This window comes from Nonomuraea sp. NPDC049504, from assembly GCF_040676845.1.
Classification (GTDB): domain Bacteria; phylum Actinomycetota; class Actinomycetes; order Streptosporangiales; family Streptosporangiaceae; genus Nonomuraea; species Nonomuraea salmonea.
In genome coordinates this window covers 142728-157334 of sequence record NZ_JBFAPT010000011.1, presented here as the reverse complement: position 1 = coordinate 157334, position 14607 = coordinate 142728, and the positions used below count along the sequence as shown (strand labels likewise).

At 70.7% G+C, this 14607-nt stretch carries 14 protein-coding genes; 8 read left to right on the top strand and 6 right to left on the bottom strand.

Features of this window, described 5'->3' with window-relative positions:
• The first annotated feature begins 79 nt into the window (after positions 1–79).
• A complete protein-coding gene (locus AB0K28_RS22255) occupies positions 80–469 on the top strand; it encodes a hypothetical protein (protein ID WP_345407243.1) in 390 nt (129 codons plus the stop codon).
• Complete coding sequence (locus AB0K28_RS22250; RefSeq protein WP_345407240.1) at positions 466–1410, top strand: NAD(P)-dependent oxidoreductase; 945 nt, start codon at positions 466–468, stop codon at positions 1408–1410. The genes AB0K28_RS22255 and AB0K28_RS22250 overlap by 4 nt, the downstream gene beginning before the upstream one ends.
• Positions 1411–1749: 339 nt before the next feature.
• Here AB0K28_RS22250 and AB0K28_RS22245 read toward each other — a convergent pair whose 3' ends face one another.
• Positions 1750–2307, bottom strand: a complete 558-nt coding sequence (locus AB0K28_RS22245; RefSeq protein WP_364372962.1) for a TetR family transcriptional regulator — start codon at positions 2305–2307, stop codon at positions 1750–1752.
• Complete coding sequence (locus tag AB0K28_RS22240) at positions 2304–2627, bottom strand: multidrug efflux SMR transporter (protein WP_345407234.1); 324 nt, start codon at positions 2625–2627, stop codon at positions 2304–2306. The genes AB0K28_RS22245 and AB0K28_RS22240 overlap by 4 nt, the downstream gene beginning before the upstream one ends.
• Positions 2628–2745: 118 nt before the next feature.
• Between AB0K28_RS22240 and AB0K28_RS22235 the strand changes: the two genes are divergently transcribed.
• The 6 genes from AB0K28_RS22235 (at position 2746) to AB0K28_RS22210 (ending at position 9163) form a co-directional block, all read left to right on the top strand.
• Entirely contained in the window at positions 2746–3705 is a 960-nt protein-coding gene (locus tag AB0K28_RS22235; RefSeq protein WP_364372959.1) for a radical SAM protein, read from the top strand.
• A 366-nt stretch (positions 3706–4071) separates the two neighbouring features.
• On the top strand, positions 4072–4320 hold the full coding sequence (locus AB0K28_RS22230; RefSeq protein ID WP_345407225.1) for a hypothetical protein: 249 nt from the start codon (positions 4072–4074) through the stop codon (positions 4318–4320).
• A 236-nt stretch (positions 4321–4556) separates the two neighbouring features.
• Complete coding sequence (locus AB0K28_RS22225) at positions 4557–5219, top strand: response regulator transcription factor (protein WP_364372955.1); 663 nt, start codon at positions 4557–4559, stop codon at positions 5217–5219.
• 8 nt (positions 5220–5227) lie between these two features.
• Positions 5228–6358 carry a HAMP domain-containing sensor histidine kinase gene (locus AB0K28_RS22220; protein WP_364372952.1) on the top strand — a complete coding sequence of 377 codons (1131 nt, stop codon included), beginning with the start codon at positions 5228–5230 and terminating at the stop codon, positions 6356–6358.
• A 163-nt stretch (positions 6359–6521) separates the two neighbouring features.
• Positions 6522–8048 (top strand): hypothetical protein, encoded by a 1527-nt coding sequence (locus AB0K28_RS22215; RefSeq protein ID WP_364372949.1) that lies wholly within the window; start codon positions 6522–6524, stop codon positions 8046–8048.
• Positions 8049–8176: 128 nt separating this feature from the next.
• Positions 8177–9163, top strand: coding sequence for a helix-turn-helix domain-containing protein (locus AB0K28_RS22210; RefSeq protein WP_364372946.1), 987 nt, complete (start codon positions 8177–8179; stop codon positions 9161–9163).
• A gap of 157 nt (positions 9164–9320) precedes the next feature.
• Here AB0K28_RS22210 and AB0K28_RS22205 read toward each other — a convergent pair whose 3' ends face one another.
• The 4 genes from AB0K28_RS22205 to AB0K28_RS22190 form a co-directional block, all read right to left on the bottom strand.
• On the bottom strand, positions 9321–10715 hold the full coding sequence (locus AB0K28_RS22205) for an ABC transporter substrate-binding protein (RefSeq protein ID WP_364372943.1): 1395 nt from the start codon (positions 10713–10715) through the stop codon (positions 9321–9323).
• A 30-nt stretch (positions 10716–10745) separates the two neighbouring features.
• A complete protein-coding gene (locus tag AB0K28_RS22200) occupies positions 10746–11591 on the bottom strand; it encodes a carbohydrate ABC transporter permease (protein ID WP_345407201.1) in 846 nt (281 codons plus the stop codon).
• Positions 11588–12493: a sugar ABC transporter permease gene (locus AB0K28_RS22195; protein WP_364372940.1), complete on the bottom strand. Its 906-nt coding sequence runs from the start codon at positions 12491–12493 to the stop codon at positions 11588–11590. The genes AB0K28_RS22200 and AB0K28_RS22195 overlap by 4 nt, the downstream gene beginning before the upstream one ends.
• Before the next feature lie 190 nt (positions 12494–12683).
• On the bottom strand, positions 12684–14474 hold the full coding sequence (locus AB0K28_RS22190) for an MOSC and FAD-binding oxidoreductase domain-containing protein (protein ID WP_364372937.1): 1791 nt from the start codon (positions 14472–14474) through the stop codon (positions 12684–12686).
• Between the last annotated feature and the right edge of the window lie 133 nt (positions 14475–14607).

Genomic DNA, 14607 nt, shown 5'->3' with positions numbered 1-14607 from the left:
GGATCACACGGCGTCCATGTCACGCTCCGGGGCGCGCCACGCCTCTCATGAGCAGAGGCAAGGAAAGGAACCATGACAGATGTCCAAGGACGGATTGGTCAAGGCCGTGGTGGTGCTGGCGGCGTTGACCATGCTGAGCACCGGATGCTGGGCCCGGCTGGATCCAGCCGGCTTCGCCCGCTTCGCCAATTGGCCCAATCACGTGCACTTCCTGCACGACGCGGGCGTGTTTCAGATCGGGATCGGGTTGATGATGCTGTGCGCCCTGCGCTGGCGCGACGTCCTGGCCGTGGTCTTGGCCGGTTTCGTGTTCACCAACACCTTCCACGCCGTCAATCACGCTCTCGACCTGCCGCTGGGCGGCAACGCCTCCGACCCATGGATTTTGCTGGCGGTCTCCGCGGCGGCGCTGGCGGCCTGGATCGCACGGATCCGGCAGCTGCGCGGCCAGGCGGAGGCGGGATCATGAGGGTCCTGCTGGCCGGCGCGACCGGCGCACTCGGCTCCGCCCTGATCCCCATGTTGCTGGCCGAGGGACATCACGTGCTCGGCCTGACCAGGTCCGCGGCCGGCGCGGCTCAGCTGGCCGCGCTGGGCGCGCAGCCGGTGCGAGCCGACATCATGAACATCGAGGAGTTGCTGACCGCCCTGGAGGGCCGGCGGGCCGACGCGGTGATCCACCAGGCGACAGCCATCACCGGCGTGCCGTTCCTGCACCGACATCTGTACGCCACCGACGCACTGCGCGAGCGGGGCACCGCCCACTTGCTGCGTGCCGCGGCCGAACTCGGTGCCCGCCGTTTCCTCACCCAGTCGTTCTTCCTCGGATACGGCTATTGCGATCACGGCGAGCGGTTGCTGGAGGAGGACCACCCCTTCGCCGTTCGCACCGGCCACAAAGGCTTCGACCGGCACATGATCTCCCTGCGCAGCAACGAGGACCAGGTCCTCGGCACGCCGGGCATCGACGGCGTCGCCCTGCGTTATGGCATGTTCTACGGTCCGGAGCCCGCCACCCGGCGGCTGATCCACCTCGCCCGGCGACGCCGGCTGCCCGCCCCGAGCCCCAGCGGTACCGTCTCGCTGATCCACATCCACGACGCCGCCTCGGCCACCCTCGCCGCACTGCACCGTGGGCGCCCCGGCCAGCCGTACAACATCGTGGATGATCAGCCGGTGACCTTCGAGGCCTACTTCCGCGCCGTCGCGCATGCTGCGGGGGCGCCTCCTCCCCGGCGGGTGCCAGGCCGGCTCCTCGCCGCCCTGCCGTACGTGCGCAGCCTGATGGTCACCACTCACATCCGCTTGTCCAACCGGCTCGCCATCGGCGAGCTGGGCTGGACGCCCCGCTACCCCTCCTGCCGCGACGGTCTGGCCGCTCTGGCCGCAAGGACGGCCAGTGCCCACTGAGCCCAGCGGAGGTGGACCCGTTCGGGCTCCAGGACGCGCAGCAGGACCAGTCGTTACCGTGGTCATGGCGACGACCGGAATCGCGCTGGAGCTGGCGCTGGCCCGGCGAGGGGGCCGTCGGCTGCCGGCCATGCCGGTGATCTTCTCTTCCTGGGTGGGTGCGGGCCTCCTGGTGTGGCCTCCGGGCTGGGACTGGCCTGGTCCTGCTGGGCGCTGGGCGGAACGCTGGGCCTCGACCCGGCCCATCACGACCACCCGGCCTTCGGGGCTTCGGGCTCCGCAGGTTCAAGTGGTCGTTGCTCCCGCAGCAACGCTCGTTCAGGGCCTATGACACGTTTCTTACCGGCACCCCATCATGGCGTGCTCGATGGCGAGGGTGAGCAGGGTGCGGGCTTCGTCGAGGGGGCGGCGTTCGACGAGGTGCTCGAGCCAGAGGGCGGAGACGGTGGTGTAGAGCAGGCGCAGGCGGGGGTCGTCGGGCGGCAGGCGGAGGGTGTCGGCGAGGATGCGCAGGCAGCCGTCGCTCCAGCGGCGGGCGATGGCCTGCAGGGCGGGGTCGCGGCCGGCGTGGACGTAGAGCTCCCACAGGGCGAGCTGGCGGGTGTGGTCGGCGGCGGCGACCTGGTCGAGGAGGCGGTGGGGGCCGTGGCGGGTGATCCAGGTGCGGATGGTGGCGAGTTCGCGGTCGACGAGCTGGGCGAAGGCTTCGGCGATGAGCTGGTCGCGTGAGGTGAAGTAGTAGGTGGTAGCGGCCAGGGGCAGGCGGGCGTGGTGGGCGACGGCGCGGTGGGTGACGGCGGCGAATCCGCCGTGGGTGAGCAGGTGGACGGCGGCGTCGAGGAGGGTGGCGCGGCGGCGTCTGCTGCGGTCTTGGGCGGGGCTGCGGTGTGTGGTCAATGGCCACCTGCGAGGTTGAGGACGACGACGCCGGCGATGATGAGGAGGATACCGCCGATCTTGAGTGCGGTGAGGGTCTCGCCCATGAAGGCGGCGCCGATGAGGGCGATGGCGGCGGTGCCGGCGCCGGACCAGACGGCGTAGGCGGTGCCCATGTCGAGGTGGAGTTTGAGTACGCGGGCGAGCAGGGCGAAGGAGGTGAGGTAGCCGGCGGCGACGACGATGCTCCAGCCGAGGTGGGTCAGGCCGTTGGAGAGTTTGAGTGCGCTGGTGGCGAGGACTTCTGAGGCGATGGCGAGGGCGAGCAGGAGCCAGGCCATGGGGGTCTCCCGGAGTGAAGTGGTACGGGCGTACCGAATTTTAGGGCTCTTCTCCCCCGGGGCCCGCGTTGGCGGAACTGCTTGAAAACGCTGTCGAAAACGTGTTCCACTGGGTGGCGTGGGTTGGGACGTGCTGGCGTTGGTCGATGACGAGGCTGCCGATGATCGGCCGCTGATCGAGCGGCGTGCGGTGGTGCGTGGCGGTTTCTATGAGATGCAGGCCCGTACGGTGATCGAGCGGGTGCCGCCGGCGGCGGGCATCGTTCAGGAGTGGGCGATCTCCCCCTATCGCGGGTGTGCTCATGCGTGCCGGGGGTGCGGTGCGCGGGCGGGGCATCGGCGGCTGGGGCTGGGTGCGGGGGCCGATTTCGACGAGCGGATCGTGGTGCGGCCGAACGTGGTGGAGCGGTTGCGGGCGGAGCTTGCGCGGTGGGACGGCCAGGAGCTGGCGGTGGGGGTGGGTGGTGACTGCTATCAGGCGGCAGAGGAGACGTATCGGCTGATGCCGGGGGTGATCGGGGCGCTGGCTTCGTCGGGGACGCCGTTCACGGTCTACACCAAGAGCGCGCTGGTGATGCGGGATGCGCCGTTGCTGGCGCGGGCGGGTGCGCGGGTGGCGGTGTCGATCGCGTTCGTGGACGAGCGGATCCGCCGGGCGGTCGAGCCGGGCGCGCCGACGGCGCAGGCGCGGCTGGAGCTGGTGTCGGCGCTGGTGGAGGCGGGGGTGGAGTGCCGGGTGCTGATGGCTCCGGTGCTGCCGTTGCTGAGTGACGCGGCCGATCAGCTGGGGGCGACGGTGCGGCGGATCGCGGCGACGGGGGCGCGGGTGGTGGAGCCGGTGGTGCTGCGGCTGCCGGCGGGGACGCGGGAGTGGTATCTGGAGTGGCTGGGGCGGGCGCATCCGGCGCTGGTGGAGCGGTATGAGGAGCTGTACGACCGGGCGGGGTCGCCGTCGGAGGGCTACGAGCAGCGCATCACGGGGCAGATCGCGCAGCTGTGCCGGGTGTACGGGATGGCGTGCGGTGCTCCTGAGCCGGTGCGGCGTGAGCCGAAGGCGGCTCAGCTGGCGCTGGTGTAGGGCTGCTGGTGAAACCCTTTCCCGAATCATTCAGCAAGCCCGGCGTCGGGGTGGCCCGGCGGGGGAAGAGAAGATCATCTCAGGCGGCGTGGCGGGACGGGGCTTCGTGTCGCCGTGTGCACGTGATGTAGCGGCTCTCCTTTCAATGCCGTCCGCGCGGCGATATTCGTTGGTTTCGTTCGGAAGAAATATAGGGCCGATTGTTCGAAAATTGAGTTTTGCCGCTGGTGGGGGGACGATTTCGGCGGCCGTCGCTAGCGTGGAAATTGTTCATAGCGCCGTCGCGGCGACATTCGTACATGCGTGAACGACGCTTCGACTGTTCCAGGCCGGACCTGGAACTCTTCCCTCCATCAGGAGCAACCAATGGTGAAACGACTTCTCATCGCCATGGCCGTGGCCTCGTCCGCCCTGGTGATCAGTAGCCCCGTCACCGCTCAAGCGGCCACCGGCACCGACGCGGACTGCACCGCCGTTGCGCAGAGCGCCGCACCGGGAAACGCCGCGGCCAAGTGCCGCTGGAAGACCATCTACGGCGACTGGTGTAAGCAGTGCTACAAGCACGGCAAGTGGAGGACCGAGTACTGCAACGAAGAGGACGACGACGACGAGTAAATGCGGCTGGGCGCTCGACCGGCGCCCGCGCATCCGGCGCTCCGCGAGGATTCTCCTCGCGGAGCGTCCCTGATCGCCGCCACGGGTTCATCCTCCTGATCTGAATGAGTACGGCGGCATGGCGACCCAAGGTCGCGGCGGCTGCGACCGGGCTGCGACCGGGGATCTGGCATCGTTGACGGCATGGCATCTCGACCCGGCGGCCCTGCCCGCGTGACGGCCGATGGTGAGTGGCGGTGAGGGTCCTCGTGGTCGAGGACTTCGAGGTCCTCGCCCGTTCCATCGGGACCGGGCTGCGCCGCGAGGGCATGGCCGTCGATGTCGTCCTGGACGGGACCGCCGCCCTTGAACGCCTGGCCGGCACCCGGTACGACGTGGTGATCCTCGACCGTGACCTGCCGGGCGTCCACGGGGACGAGGTGTGCCGGCGGCTCGCCCGCGACCGTTGCGACACCCGCGTGCTGATGCTCACCGCGGCCGGCACGATCGAGGATCGCGTCGCCGGGCTCAGCCTCGGCGCCGACGACTACCTGCCCAAGCCGTTCGCGTTCGCCGAGCTGGTCGCTCGCGTCCGTGCCCTGGCGCGCCGCGCCACGCCGCCGCTGCCGCCCACGCTGGCATGCGGGGACCTCACGCTCGATCCGGCCCGCCGGGTCGCGTTCCGGGCCGGCCGGCGGCTTGACCTGAGCCCCAGGGAGTTCGCCCTGCTCGAATGCCTGCTCGCCGTACCCGGCGTGGTCATCTCCGCCGAAGAGTTGCTCGAACGCGTCTGGGACGAGGCCGCCGACCCCTTCAGCAGCGCCGTCAAGCACACCATGCACCGGTTGCGGGCCAAGCTCGGCGACCCGCCGGTGATCGAGACCGTCCGCGAGGGCGGCTACCGCATCGGGCCGTCATGATCTGCCGGATGCTTGCCGGTAGGTCCCTGCAGAAGCGGCTCGCGCTCGCCTACGCGGCGGGCATTTACGCCGCCGGGGTCTTCGTGCTCGTCTTGGTCGTCGTCCCGCTCGCGAGCATCGACGCGGCCGTCCCCAAGGGCCGGCCTTCGCCGAGCGCGGTCACCGAAACCGGGCCCGGGATCAGCCTGCCCCAGCTCCTCATGGGATCGGCCGTCGCGCTGGTCATGCTGATTCCCGTCGCCCTGGCTCTCGGCTGGTATGTCGCCGGCCGGTTCCTGCAACCGCTGCGCGCCATCACCGCCACCGCGAACGTCATCTCCGCCGGAGACCTTCACCGGCGTCTCGACCTCGGCGAGCCCACGGACGAGCTGACCGAGCTCGGCCACACCCTCGACGGCCTGTTCGCCCGTCTGCAGGCCGCCTTCGACGCCCAGCGTCACTTCGTCGCCAACGCCTCCCACGAGCTGCGCACCCCTCTGGCCGGGCTGCGTACCCTGCTCGAAGTCGCCCTCGCCGACTCCGGCGCCGACACCGGCACCCTGCGCTCGGTCTGTCAGGAGGCCCTGGCTCTCGGCGCGCACCAGGAGCGGCTCGTCCAGGCCCTGCTGGACCTGGCGACCAGCGAGCGCGGCGGCACCCGCTGGGACACCCTGGACCTGGCCCACGTCGTCGAAGGGGTGCTCGCCTCCCGCCGTGACCGAGTCACGCGGAAGGGCATCGGCCTGGCCGAACATCTCTCGCCCGCGGTGACGGCCGGGGACACGGGACTGATCGAAAGCCTCGTCACCAACCTCATCGACAACGCCATCGGCCACAACCACGAGGGCGGGCACCTGGAGGTCACCACGCGGACCTCCGGCACGCAGGCGGCCCTCACGGTCACCAACACCGGGCCGGTCATCCCCGGCGACCAGGTCGAGCGCCTCTTCCAGCCCTTCCAGAAGCTGGCGCCCGATCGTCACGGCCATCGTCACGGCCGCGGCGAGGGTTACGGTCTCGGCCTGGCCATCGTTCATGCCGTCACGCGGGCTCACGGCGCCACTCTGACCGCCGGCGCGTGCCCCGGAGGGGGCCTGTCCATCACCGTGCGGTTCGCACATGGATCCCCCGAACCGTTCCTGACATCTGGGGACGACTGACTGCGCGGGGGCGGCACCTGCCACCCGCACTTGAACGCTGGAGGCGGTAACGCGGCGCGTGCCGGCCTCGTGCCGGCCTCGTGCCGGCATGGGCCGGTCGGTCGCAGCCCGGTCGCAGCGGCCGCGACCGTGGCGGAACCGGGTGCCGCGTACAACGGTCGGCATGAGTTCCTTCACACCTCACCGAACCGGCCGGCGGGCCGGCTTCTCCGCGTCACTGCGCACGGAGTGGGCCGCGTTCCTCTCTGTGCGGGGCCGGGTGTTCGCCATGGCGGCTTCCGTGCTGGTCACCGTGTCGCTCGGGCTGCTGATCGCCGGGGGTGCCCGCAGCACCTGCGTGACCGGCCAGGGAGAGGGCCCCTGTCCCGCGCCGCTGGTGGGGCCCGACGGCACGGCGGTGAGCGACAAGTACTACTTCGTGCACCAGCCGCTCACCGGGGACGGCAGCATCACCGCCCGGGTGTCGGACCTGACCGGGCAGATCCGGCTGCCGGACGCCGTTCCCGGGGTGCGCAACGTCATGGAGGGGGCGGTGCCATGGGCCAAGGCCGGGCTGCTCGTCAGGCAGAGCCTCAAGCAGGGCACACCGTACGCCGCCGTCATGCTCACCGGAGCCCATGGCGTCCGGATGCAGCACGACTACATCCACGACGTGGCAGGCGGCCCGCACAACGGCCCGCAGTGGCTGCGGCTGACCAGGTCGGGCGACACCATCACCGGATACGAGTCAGACGACGGCCAGGCGTGGAGCGAGGTCGGCACGGTCAAGCTGGCCGGGTTGCCGGAGACGGTCGAGATCGGGCTGTTCGCCACCTCGCCTGGGGCCCTGTGGGACATGGCGCAAGCCTTCGCCCAGGCCACCGCCACCTTCGACCACATCGACCTGAAGGGCGCCGACGGTAGGTGGCGGCACGACGACGTCGGCGTCGCCATGGAATCCGACGGCAAGACCCCGCATCACCCGGGCGGGGCCGTCGAGTCCGGCGACAAGCTGATCGTCACCGGGGGCGGTGACATCGGGCCCGCCACGGTGGAGGGCGGGCTGCGCGCCGACCTCATGCTGATCGGCGGGGCTCTGGGGCTGATCCCGGTGCTCGTGGTGGCGGTCACGTTCGTCACGGCGTCAGGCAGGCGCGCGCTGGTCGGGACCGGCCCGCCGGGACGCCCGGGACGCCCGGGGCGGCTGCCGGCGGCCGAGGTCGTGGTGATGGCCGCGGTGATGGGCGCGGTCGCGTTCGTGACGGGACTGGTGGCCTCGGCGGTCGTGGTTCCTGCCGGACTGGCGCTGTTGCGCGCCAACGACAACCCGACCCAGCCGCTCACCCTGGGCACCGGGCTGCGAGTGATCGTCGGCCACGCGGCGCTGACCGCGGCCTCCGCCGTGCTGGCTGTGGGCCTGGCCGCGCTGGTCAAGCGGGCCGTCGTCGCCGGCGGGCTGGCCATCGCGCTGGTCATCGTGCCGTACTTCCTGGCGGTCGCGGGTCTCGCACCGTGGCTGCTGGTGATCACCCCTGCCGCCGGGTTCGCGATCACACAGAGCGTGCCCACGTTCGCGCATGTGGACGTACCGCAGTCACTGCTCGGAGGCTACTACCCGCTCCCGCCCTGGGCGGGGTTGGCCGTGGCTTGCGGGTATGCCGCCATCACGCTCGCGGCGGCGTCGCGAGTGCGGCGGCGGTGCCCAGGGTGATCGTGGTCTTCACGTCCGTATCCGTTCCGGTGTGTTCCGGTCTGTCCTGTCGGTGACGTGATCGCCTACGCTTGGCGCGACGGTGGCAGGTTTGTGACGTGCCATGAATACGACAGCAGCGGAGGGTGATGGACGCCGGCGACAACGCGCTCGCGGCGGTCGGGGTCGACGCCGAGGACGAGCGGCTCTACCGTGACCTGCTGCGCCACCCGCGCACGACGCTGCCGGAGCTGGCCGAGCACACCGGCCGTACGGCGGTGGCGCTGCGCCGCGCGCTCTCCCGCCTGGAGGCGCTGGGGCTGGTGAGCCGGATGGCGGGCCGCCCGGCCCGGTTCCTGGCGACCAGGCCCGACGTGGCGGTGGCCGCGCTCATCTCGCGCAGGGAGGAAGGGCTGGCCCAGGCCAGGCTGGCCTCGATCGCGCTGCTCGCCGAGACGCCGAGCACGCAGAACCAGTCGCCGGAGGAGCTGGTGGAGGTCGTGCGGGGGCAGGCGGCCGTGGTGCAGCGGTTCACGCAGCTGCAGCAGACGGCGGCCGAGGAGCTGCTGGTCCTCGATCGTCCCCCGTACGCGTCGGATCCCGGCGAGCAGAACGCCGAGGAGATCGACCGGCTGGCGCGTGGTGTGGTGGTGCGGGGCATCTACGACGTCTCGGCGCTGGAGGTCCCTGGCAAGCTGCGGCTGGCGCAGGAGGCGGTGGCGGCCGGTGAGCAGGCCAGGATCAGCCCGCAGGTGCCGATGAAGCTGGCCATCGCCGACCGCGCGTGCGCGATGCTGCCGTTGAGCACCACGGAGTCGGCGCACGCCGACAGCGCGGTGATCGTGCACGCCTCGATGCTGGTGGACGCGCTGGTGGCGTTGTTCGAGGTGCTGTGGCGGGCGGCGCTGCCGCTCCCGTCCGGCTCCCCCGCCGGCGGCGGTGACGCCTCGCCCGATCCTGAGCTGTTCACGCTGCTGGCGGCCGGGCTGAAGGACGAGGCGGTGGCGCGGCAGCTCGGGGTGAGCCTGCGTACGGTGCATCGGCGGGTCAGCGAGCTGATGGAGCTGCTGGGGGCGCGTACCCGGTTCCAGGCGGGGCTGCTGGCCGCCCGCCGCGGCTGGGGCGACCCTGCCTGAACCACCCCTATCTGACCGCCCCTACCTGACCAGCCCCGCCTGACCACCTCACCGGCTGGCTCCCGGCATGAGCGCGGCCGCGCTCCCCGGACGAGCGCCGGGGAGCGCGGCCGTGATCCGCGGGCCGGGACGGCGCCGCGCGCTCAAGGGCGCGGCGCTACTGGCCGACGTTGGCGTTGTACTTCTGGATGGCCTGCTGCAGCCCGTCGGCCGCCGCCTGCATCGCCTGCTGGGCCGACGTCTTCGGCTCCTGGCCGGCGCCCGCCGGGACGGCCTGCTCCAGGCCGACCTCGGCCGCCTTCCTGGCTTCGGGCATGATGCCGAGCAGGCAGCCGGAGGTGGCCGGCGACGGCTGCTGGGCGCGCAGCTGGGTGACCGCGACCTGGAAGTTGGGGTCGTCGTTGGACTTGGCCTGCGGGTTGACCGGCACGTACCCGGTCGCGGCGTGCCACTTGGCCTGCTGCTCAGGGGTGTTGGAGAACTTCACGAACTCCCAGGCGGCGCGCTTCTCGGCGTCGCTGTGGCCGACGGCGTCGATCCACAGCGACGCGCCGCCGATGATGGTGCCGCCGGTGGAGGAGGCCGACGGCTTGGGGAACGGCGCGGTCTTCAGCTCGAACTTGCCCTCGGCGGCCTGGGTGTAGCCGCCGAGCGCGGAGGTCGACTCCAGGTGCAGGGCGACGGTGCCGGTCTTGAAGGCGTTCTGCGCCTGGTCGGTGGGGCGGCCGGTGTTGGTGGCGTTGCCCTCCTTGACCAGGGTGCCCAGCCATTCGGCGAACTTGGGGCCGGCGCCGGCGCCGAAGTTGACCTTGGTGGCCAGGCCGTTCCTGCCGTTGCCGTTGTCGCAGTACTCGGCGTTGTCCTGGGCGGTGAGCTGCTCGACGAACCAGCCGTACAGGGCGGCGTTGAAGCCGTACTGCTTGACCGTGCCGCCCTCCTTGACGGTGAGCTTCTTGGCCCACTCGCCGATCTCGTCGAGGGTGGCCGGTGGCTTGTCGGGGTCGAGGCCGGCCTTGCGTACGGCGTCGGCGTTCATGTAGAGCAGCGGCGCGGAGGAGTTGAACGGCATCGACCAGAGCTTGCCCTTGATCGTGTAGTAGCTGGCGATGTTGGGCTCGATGTTGGCGTTCTGGTCGAACTTGTCGGCCTCGATGAACTTGTACATCGGCACGACCTGCTGGGCGTCGTACATGAAGCGGGAGCCGATGTCGTAGATCTGCACCAGCGGCGGGGTGGCCTCCTGCTGGACGGCCTGCTTGTAGGCGACGATCATCTGGTCGTAGTCGCCCTTGAAGACCGGTTTGACGGTGATGTTGGGGTTGGCCTTCTTGAAGTCGTCCACCATGGCCTTGATGGCGAGCTCGTTCTTCTCCTTCATGGAGTGCCAGAACTCGATCTCGACGGGTTCGGTGATCGCGTCGGGGCCGGGGGCGGTGGCGGCCTCACCGCCCTCGCCTGAGCCGCCGTCGCTGCCGCAGCCCGCCAGGGTGAGTGACAGCGCGGCCGCGACGGCCAGTGCGCCGCGCAGCTGCCGGGTTCGGGGTGATGCCATGGGGGGAACTCCGTTTCTGGTTCGAGGAGGTCACTTGACCGCGCCCGCGGTGAGCCCGCGGATGATGAAGCGCTGTCCGAAGATCACGAGTGCGAGGGTGGGGAGCAGGGCCAGGGTGACCCCGGCCAGGATGAGCGTGGGGCTGGAGGACTCGGCGTCGTTCAGCATGGACACGCCGATCTGCAGGGTCTTGTACCTGTCGTCGTTGCCGAGGATGAGGGGCCAGAAGTACTGGTTCCAGGTGGTCATGAAGACGTAGACGCCGACGGCGGCGATGGCCGGCTTCGACAGCGGCAGCAGGATGCGCCACAGGAAGCGCAGGTGGCCGCAGCCGTCCATGACGGCGGCGTCGCGTACCTCGACGGGGAACTGCAGGAACGACTGCCGCAGCAGGAACGTGCCGAAGGCGTGGGCCAGGAACGGCAGGGTCAGCCCGAGGTAGGTGAGCGGTCCCTTGGTCAGGCCCAGGTCGGAGATGAGCAGGTAGTTCGGCAGGATGATCGCTTCCCACGGCACCATGAGGGTCACCATGAACAGCGCGAACATCGCGGTCTTGGCCCACATGCGCAGGAACGCGAACGCGTAGGCGGCGAGGACGCTGGTCAGCAGCTGGCAGATGGTGACGATGCCGGTCTGGATCGCCGAGTTGAGGTATTGGCGGGCCAGCGGGATCGTGTCGAGCGCCGAGGTGAAGTTGCCGAGGTCGATCGCCGTCGGGATGAGCTTGGGCGGGTAGCTGGCCAGGTCGCTGGGGGTCATGATGCCGCCGACGACGGCGTAGTAGAGCGGGAAGACCACCGGCAGGGCGCAGACGCCGAGCACGACGTAGACGACGAGCTTGCTCGTGAAGGATGAGGTGGTGGAAGAGCGGCTCATCGGTAGTGGACTTTCCTTTCCAGCACGCCGAACTGGATGCCCGTGCAGATCAGCACGATGACCAGCAGCACGATCGCGGCGGCACTGGCGGTGCCGAAGTCGGAGGAGCCGTAGCTGAAGGCTTTTTCGTAGATCCAGTAGACGAGCGTGGAGGTGGCGCCGTCGGGGCCGCCCTTGGTGAGGATGTGGATCTGGCCGAAGCTCTGCAGCGCGTGGATCGTGGAGATCACGATGAGGAAGAACAGCTGCGGCGACAGCATGGGGATGGTGATGCGGTAGTGCAGCCGCCATCCGGTGGCGCCGTCCAGCCTGGCCGCCTCCACCACCTCGGTGGGGATGGCGCCGACCCCGGCCGACAGGACGAGCACGTTGTAGCCGAGCGTCATCCAGACGGTGGTGATCGAGACGGAGATGAGGGCCAGGTCGGGTTCGGTGAGCCAGCCGATGCGTTCCACGCCGATGTGGCTGAGGATGCCGTTGGCCATGCCGACGGCGGGGTTGTAGATGAGCGCGAAGATCACCGACGCGGTCGCGACCGAGAAGGCGAACGGCAGCGCGAACACCGTGCGGAACATGCGCTGCCCGCTGATGCGCGACTCCAGCAGCAGCACGACGGCGAGGGCGCCGAGGATCGCCGGCACCACCGTGAACAGGACGAACAACGCGGTCGTGCCGATCGCCTTGAAGAAGGCGGGGTCGGAGAACATGGCCGTGAAGTTGTCCAGGCCGACGAACTTGTTGGCCCGGCCGATGATGTCGGTCCCCATGGTGGACAGGTAGAAGGTCCTGCCGAGGGGGTAGAAGACGAAGATCGCGAAGATGAGCAGTGAGGGCGCGAGGTAGAGCAGTGCTAACCGGCGCTCGCCCGTCGGTCCCCGTTGACTGATAGCGCGCGCTTGCATGGTCGTGCGGTCCTGCTTTCGTTCATGGTGTATTCACATTCGTGCTTGCTGGATTCTGCCTATCGCGGTCAGCTTGCGGTAGGCCTGACCAGTGTCTTCACCATGAACGTTCGCGGAATGTTATTCGGCCGACGAGGTGCCGTTCACGGGCGGTGGCCGCTCTGACAGCACGTGTGGCGGGGGTCGCGCCTCACAGGTCCAGCACGACGTCGTGGCGGGGGCGCGAGCAGCAGATGAGCGCCTGGCCGGCGGGCGGCGGCTCCAGGGGGTCGGGGGCGTACTCGACGTCGCCGGACAGCAGCGGCGTGCGGCAGGTGTGGCAGACGCCCGTACGGCAGGACCAGCGCGTGGGCACGTCGCAGGCGTCGGCGAGGTCGAGCAGGGAGCGGTGGCGGGGTGACCAGGCGACCGTCAGGCCGCTGCGGGCGAAGGTGATGAGCGGGCCGGTGCCCGGCTCCCCCGGCGGCTGGTGCGGGGCCACGGCGGGGCGGGCCGTCAGGCCGGGGGTGATGGCGTCGCGGGCGCCGAACAGCTCGGTGCGGATGCGGTCGCCGGGCAGGCCGAGCCTGGTGAGCATGGCGCGCAGGGCGGTCATGAAGGCGGCGGGGCCGCACAGGTAGGCGGTGGCGTCGGCGGGCAGGCCGAGCGGGGCCAGGCTCTCGAGCGTGGGCCTGCCGTGGTGCACCTCGGCACGGCGGGCCGGCCGGCCCGCCGTCTCGCCGCCGGGGGCGTCCCCGCCCGTGCCGTCCTCGCCTGTGCCGTGCTCGTCGGGGCCGTCCTGGTGGTCCTGGTGGTCCTCGGCCGTGTAGAAGATGTGCTCGCGGGCGCCCGGCAGGCGGGCGAGCAGGGTGTGGGCCTCGCGGGCGAACAGGTGCTCGGCGCGGCTGCGTGCCACGTGGATCCACCACAGCCGCCGTACGGTGTGCTCGGCGGCCAGGCGGTGCAGCATCGCCATGACGGGGGTGGCGCCGACACCGGCCGAGGCGAGGACGACGGGGCCGGTCGCTGTGCTGGGGTCGCCGGCGAGGACGAAGTCGCCGCGCGGCGCCGCGACCTCCAGCACCGCGCCGGGGTGCAGGTCACGGTGCAGGTAGCGGCTGACCAGGCCGTACTCCTCGCCTTTGACGCTCACCCGGTAGTGGTCCGCGCCGGGCGCGGACGACAGGGAGTAGCTGCGCACCGGCGGCGGGTCGCCGGCGGCGGCGACCCGGAACGTGAGGTACTGCCCGGCCTCGGCGGCGGGCAGCGGGGCGCCGTCGGGCGCCTGCAGATGGATCGACAGCACCGACGGGGTCTCGCGGACGACGGCGGTGACCCGCAGCGGCCGGAACCCCTGCCATGCCTCGGCGCGCGCCGCCTCTCCCTGCGCCAGTTCCTGGAACGACTGCCGCCAGCCGGGGCTGAGCGCGGGGATGGCCAGCGCTCTGCGCAGGTCGCCGGGGTCGCGGCCGGGCAGGTAGAGCAGGGCGTCGATGCCGGCGACGGTGAACGCCTGCGGCCCGGTGCGCGTCTTGACGATGGCGTCGCCCGCCTGTACCTCGCCCTCGGTCAGGACGCGCAGGTAGAAGCCGGGCCGGTGGTGGGCGACGAGCAGGGCGGGCAGTTCGGGCTCGCCGAGCCGCATGCCGACGCGGTAGCAGGTGACGCGGGGCTGAGTGACCTCGAACTCCGCCTCGCCGATGCGGTAGCGGTCGCCGATGCACACCTCGTCGTCGGGCAGCCCGTCGACGGTGAAGTTCTCGCCGAACTGGCCGTAGGTGAAGTCGTCGCGGCCGAAGTGCTCCTGCCAGTGGGCGTAGGACTGGATCTGGTAGACCAGCACCGCCCGCTGCTCGCCGCCGTGCCCTTGCAGATCTCCCTGACCGTCGCCGTCGATGTTGAGCCGCCTGACCATGCGCGGCCCGGCGACGGGGCGCTTCCAGACGCCGGTGTGCACGGTGCGGCCCTGCCAGGACACGTCTTGCGGCATCCCGACGTTCACCGACACAAGAGTGGCTGCCGTCATGTTCCTCACAGCGTGAGTGCCCGTCATCTCCCACCCTAATCAGGCGGTACGGGCGCAGTACGGACAGAGTGCTGCCAGCGGCCCTTCCTACGGTGTGCTCACGCCCCTC

Bases quoted from the DNA above. Each gene is read 5' to 3' on its own strand.
- AB0K28_RS22255 (WP_345407243.1), top strand. From the start codon at position 80: ATGTCCAAGGACGGATTGGTCAAGGCCGTGGTGGTGCTGGCGGCGTTG.
- AB0K28_RS22250 (WP_345407240.1), top strand. From the start codon at position 466: ATGAGGGTCCTGCTGGCCGGCGCGACCGGCGCACTCGGCTCCGCCCTG.
- AB0K28_RS22240 (WP_345407234.1), bottom strand. From the start codon at position 2,627: ATGGCCTGGCTCCTGCTCGCCCTCGCCATCGCCTCAGAAGTCCTCGCC.
- AB0K28_RS22230 (WP_345407225.1), top strand. From the start codon at position 4,072: ATGGTGAAACGACTTCTCATCGCCATGGCCGTGGCCTCGTCCGCCCTG.
- AB0K28_RS22220 (WP_364372952.1), top strand. From the start codon at position 5,228: ATGCTTGCCGGTAGGTCCCTGCAGAAGCGGCTCGCGCTCGCCTACGCG.
- AB0K28_RS22215 (WP_364372949.1), top strand. From the start codon at position 6,522: ATGAGTTCCTTCACACCTCACCGAACCGGCCGGCGGGCCGGCTTCTCC.
- AB0K28_RS22210 (WP_364372946.1), top strand. From the start codon at position 8,177: ATGGACGCCGGCGACAACGCGCTCGCGGCGGTCGGGGTCGACGCCGAG.
- AB0K28_RS22205 (WP_364372943.1), bottom strand. From the start codon at position 10,715: ATGGCATCACCCCGAACCCGGCAGCTGCGCGGCGCACTGGCCGTCGCG.
- AB0K28_RS22200 (WP_345407201.1), bottom strand. From the start codon at position 11,591: ATGAGCCGCTCTTCCACCACCTCATCCTTCACGAGCAAGCTCGTCGTC.
- AB0K28_RS22195 (WP_364372940.1), bottom strand. From the start codon at position 12,493: ATGCAAGCGCGCGCTATCAGTCAACGGGGACCGACGGGCGAGCGCCGG.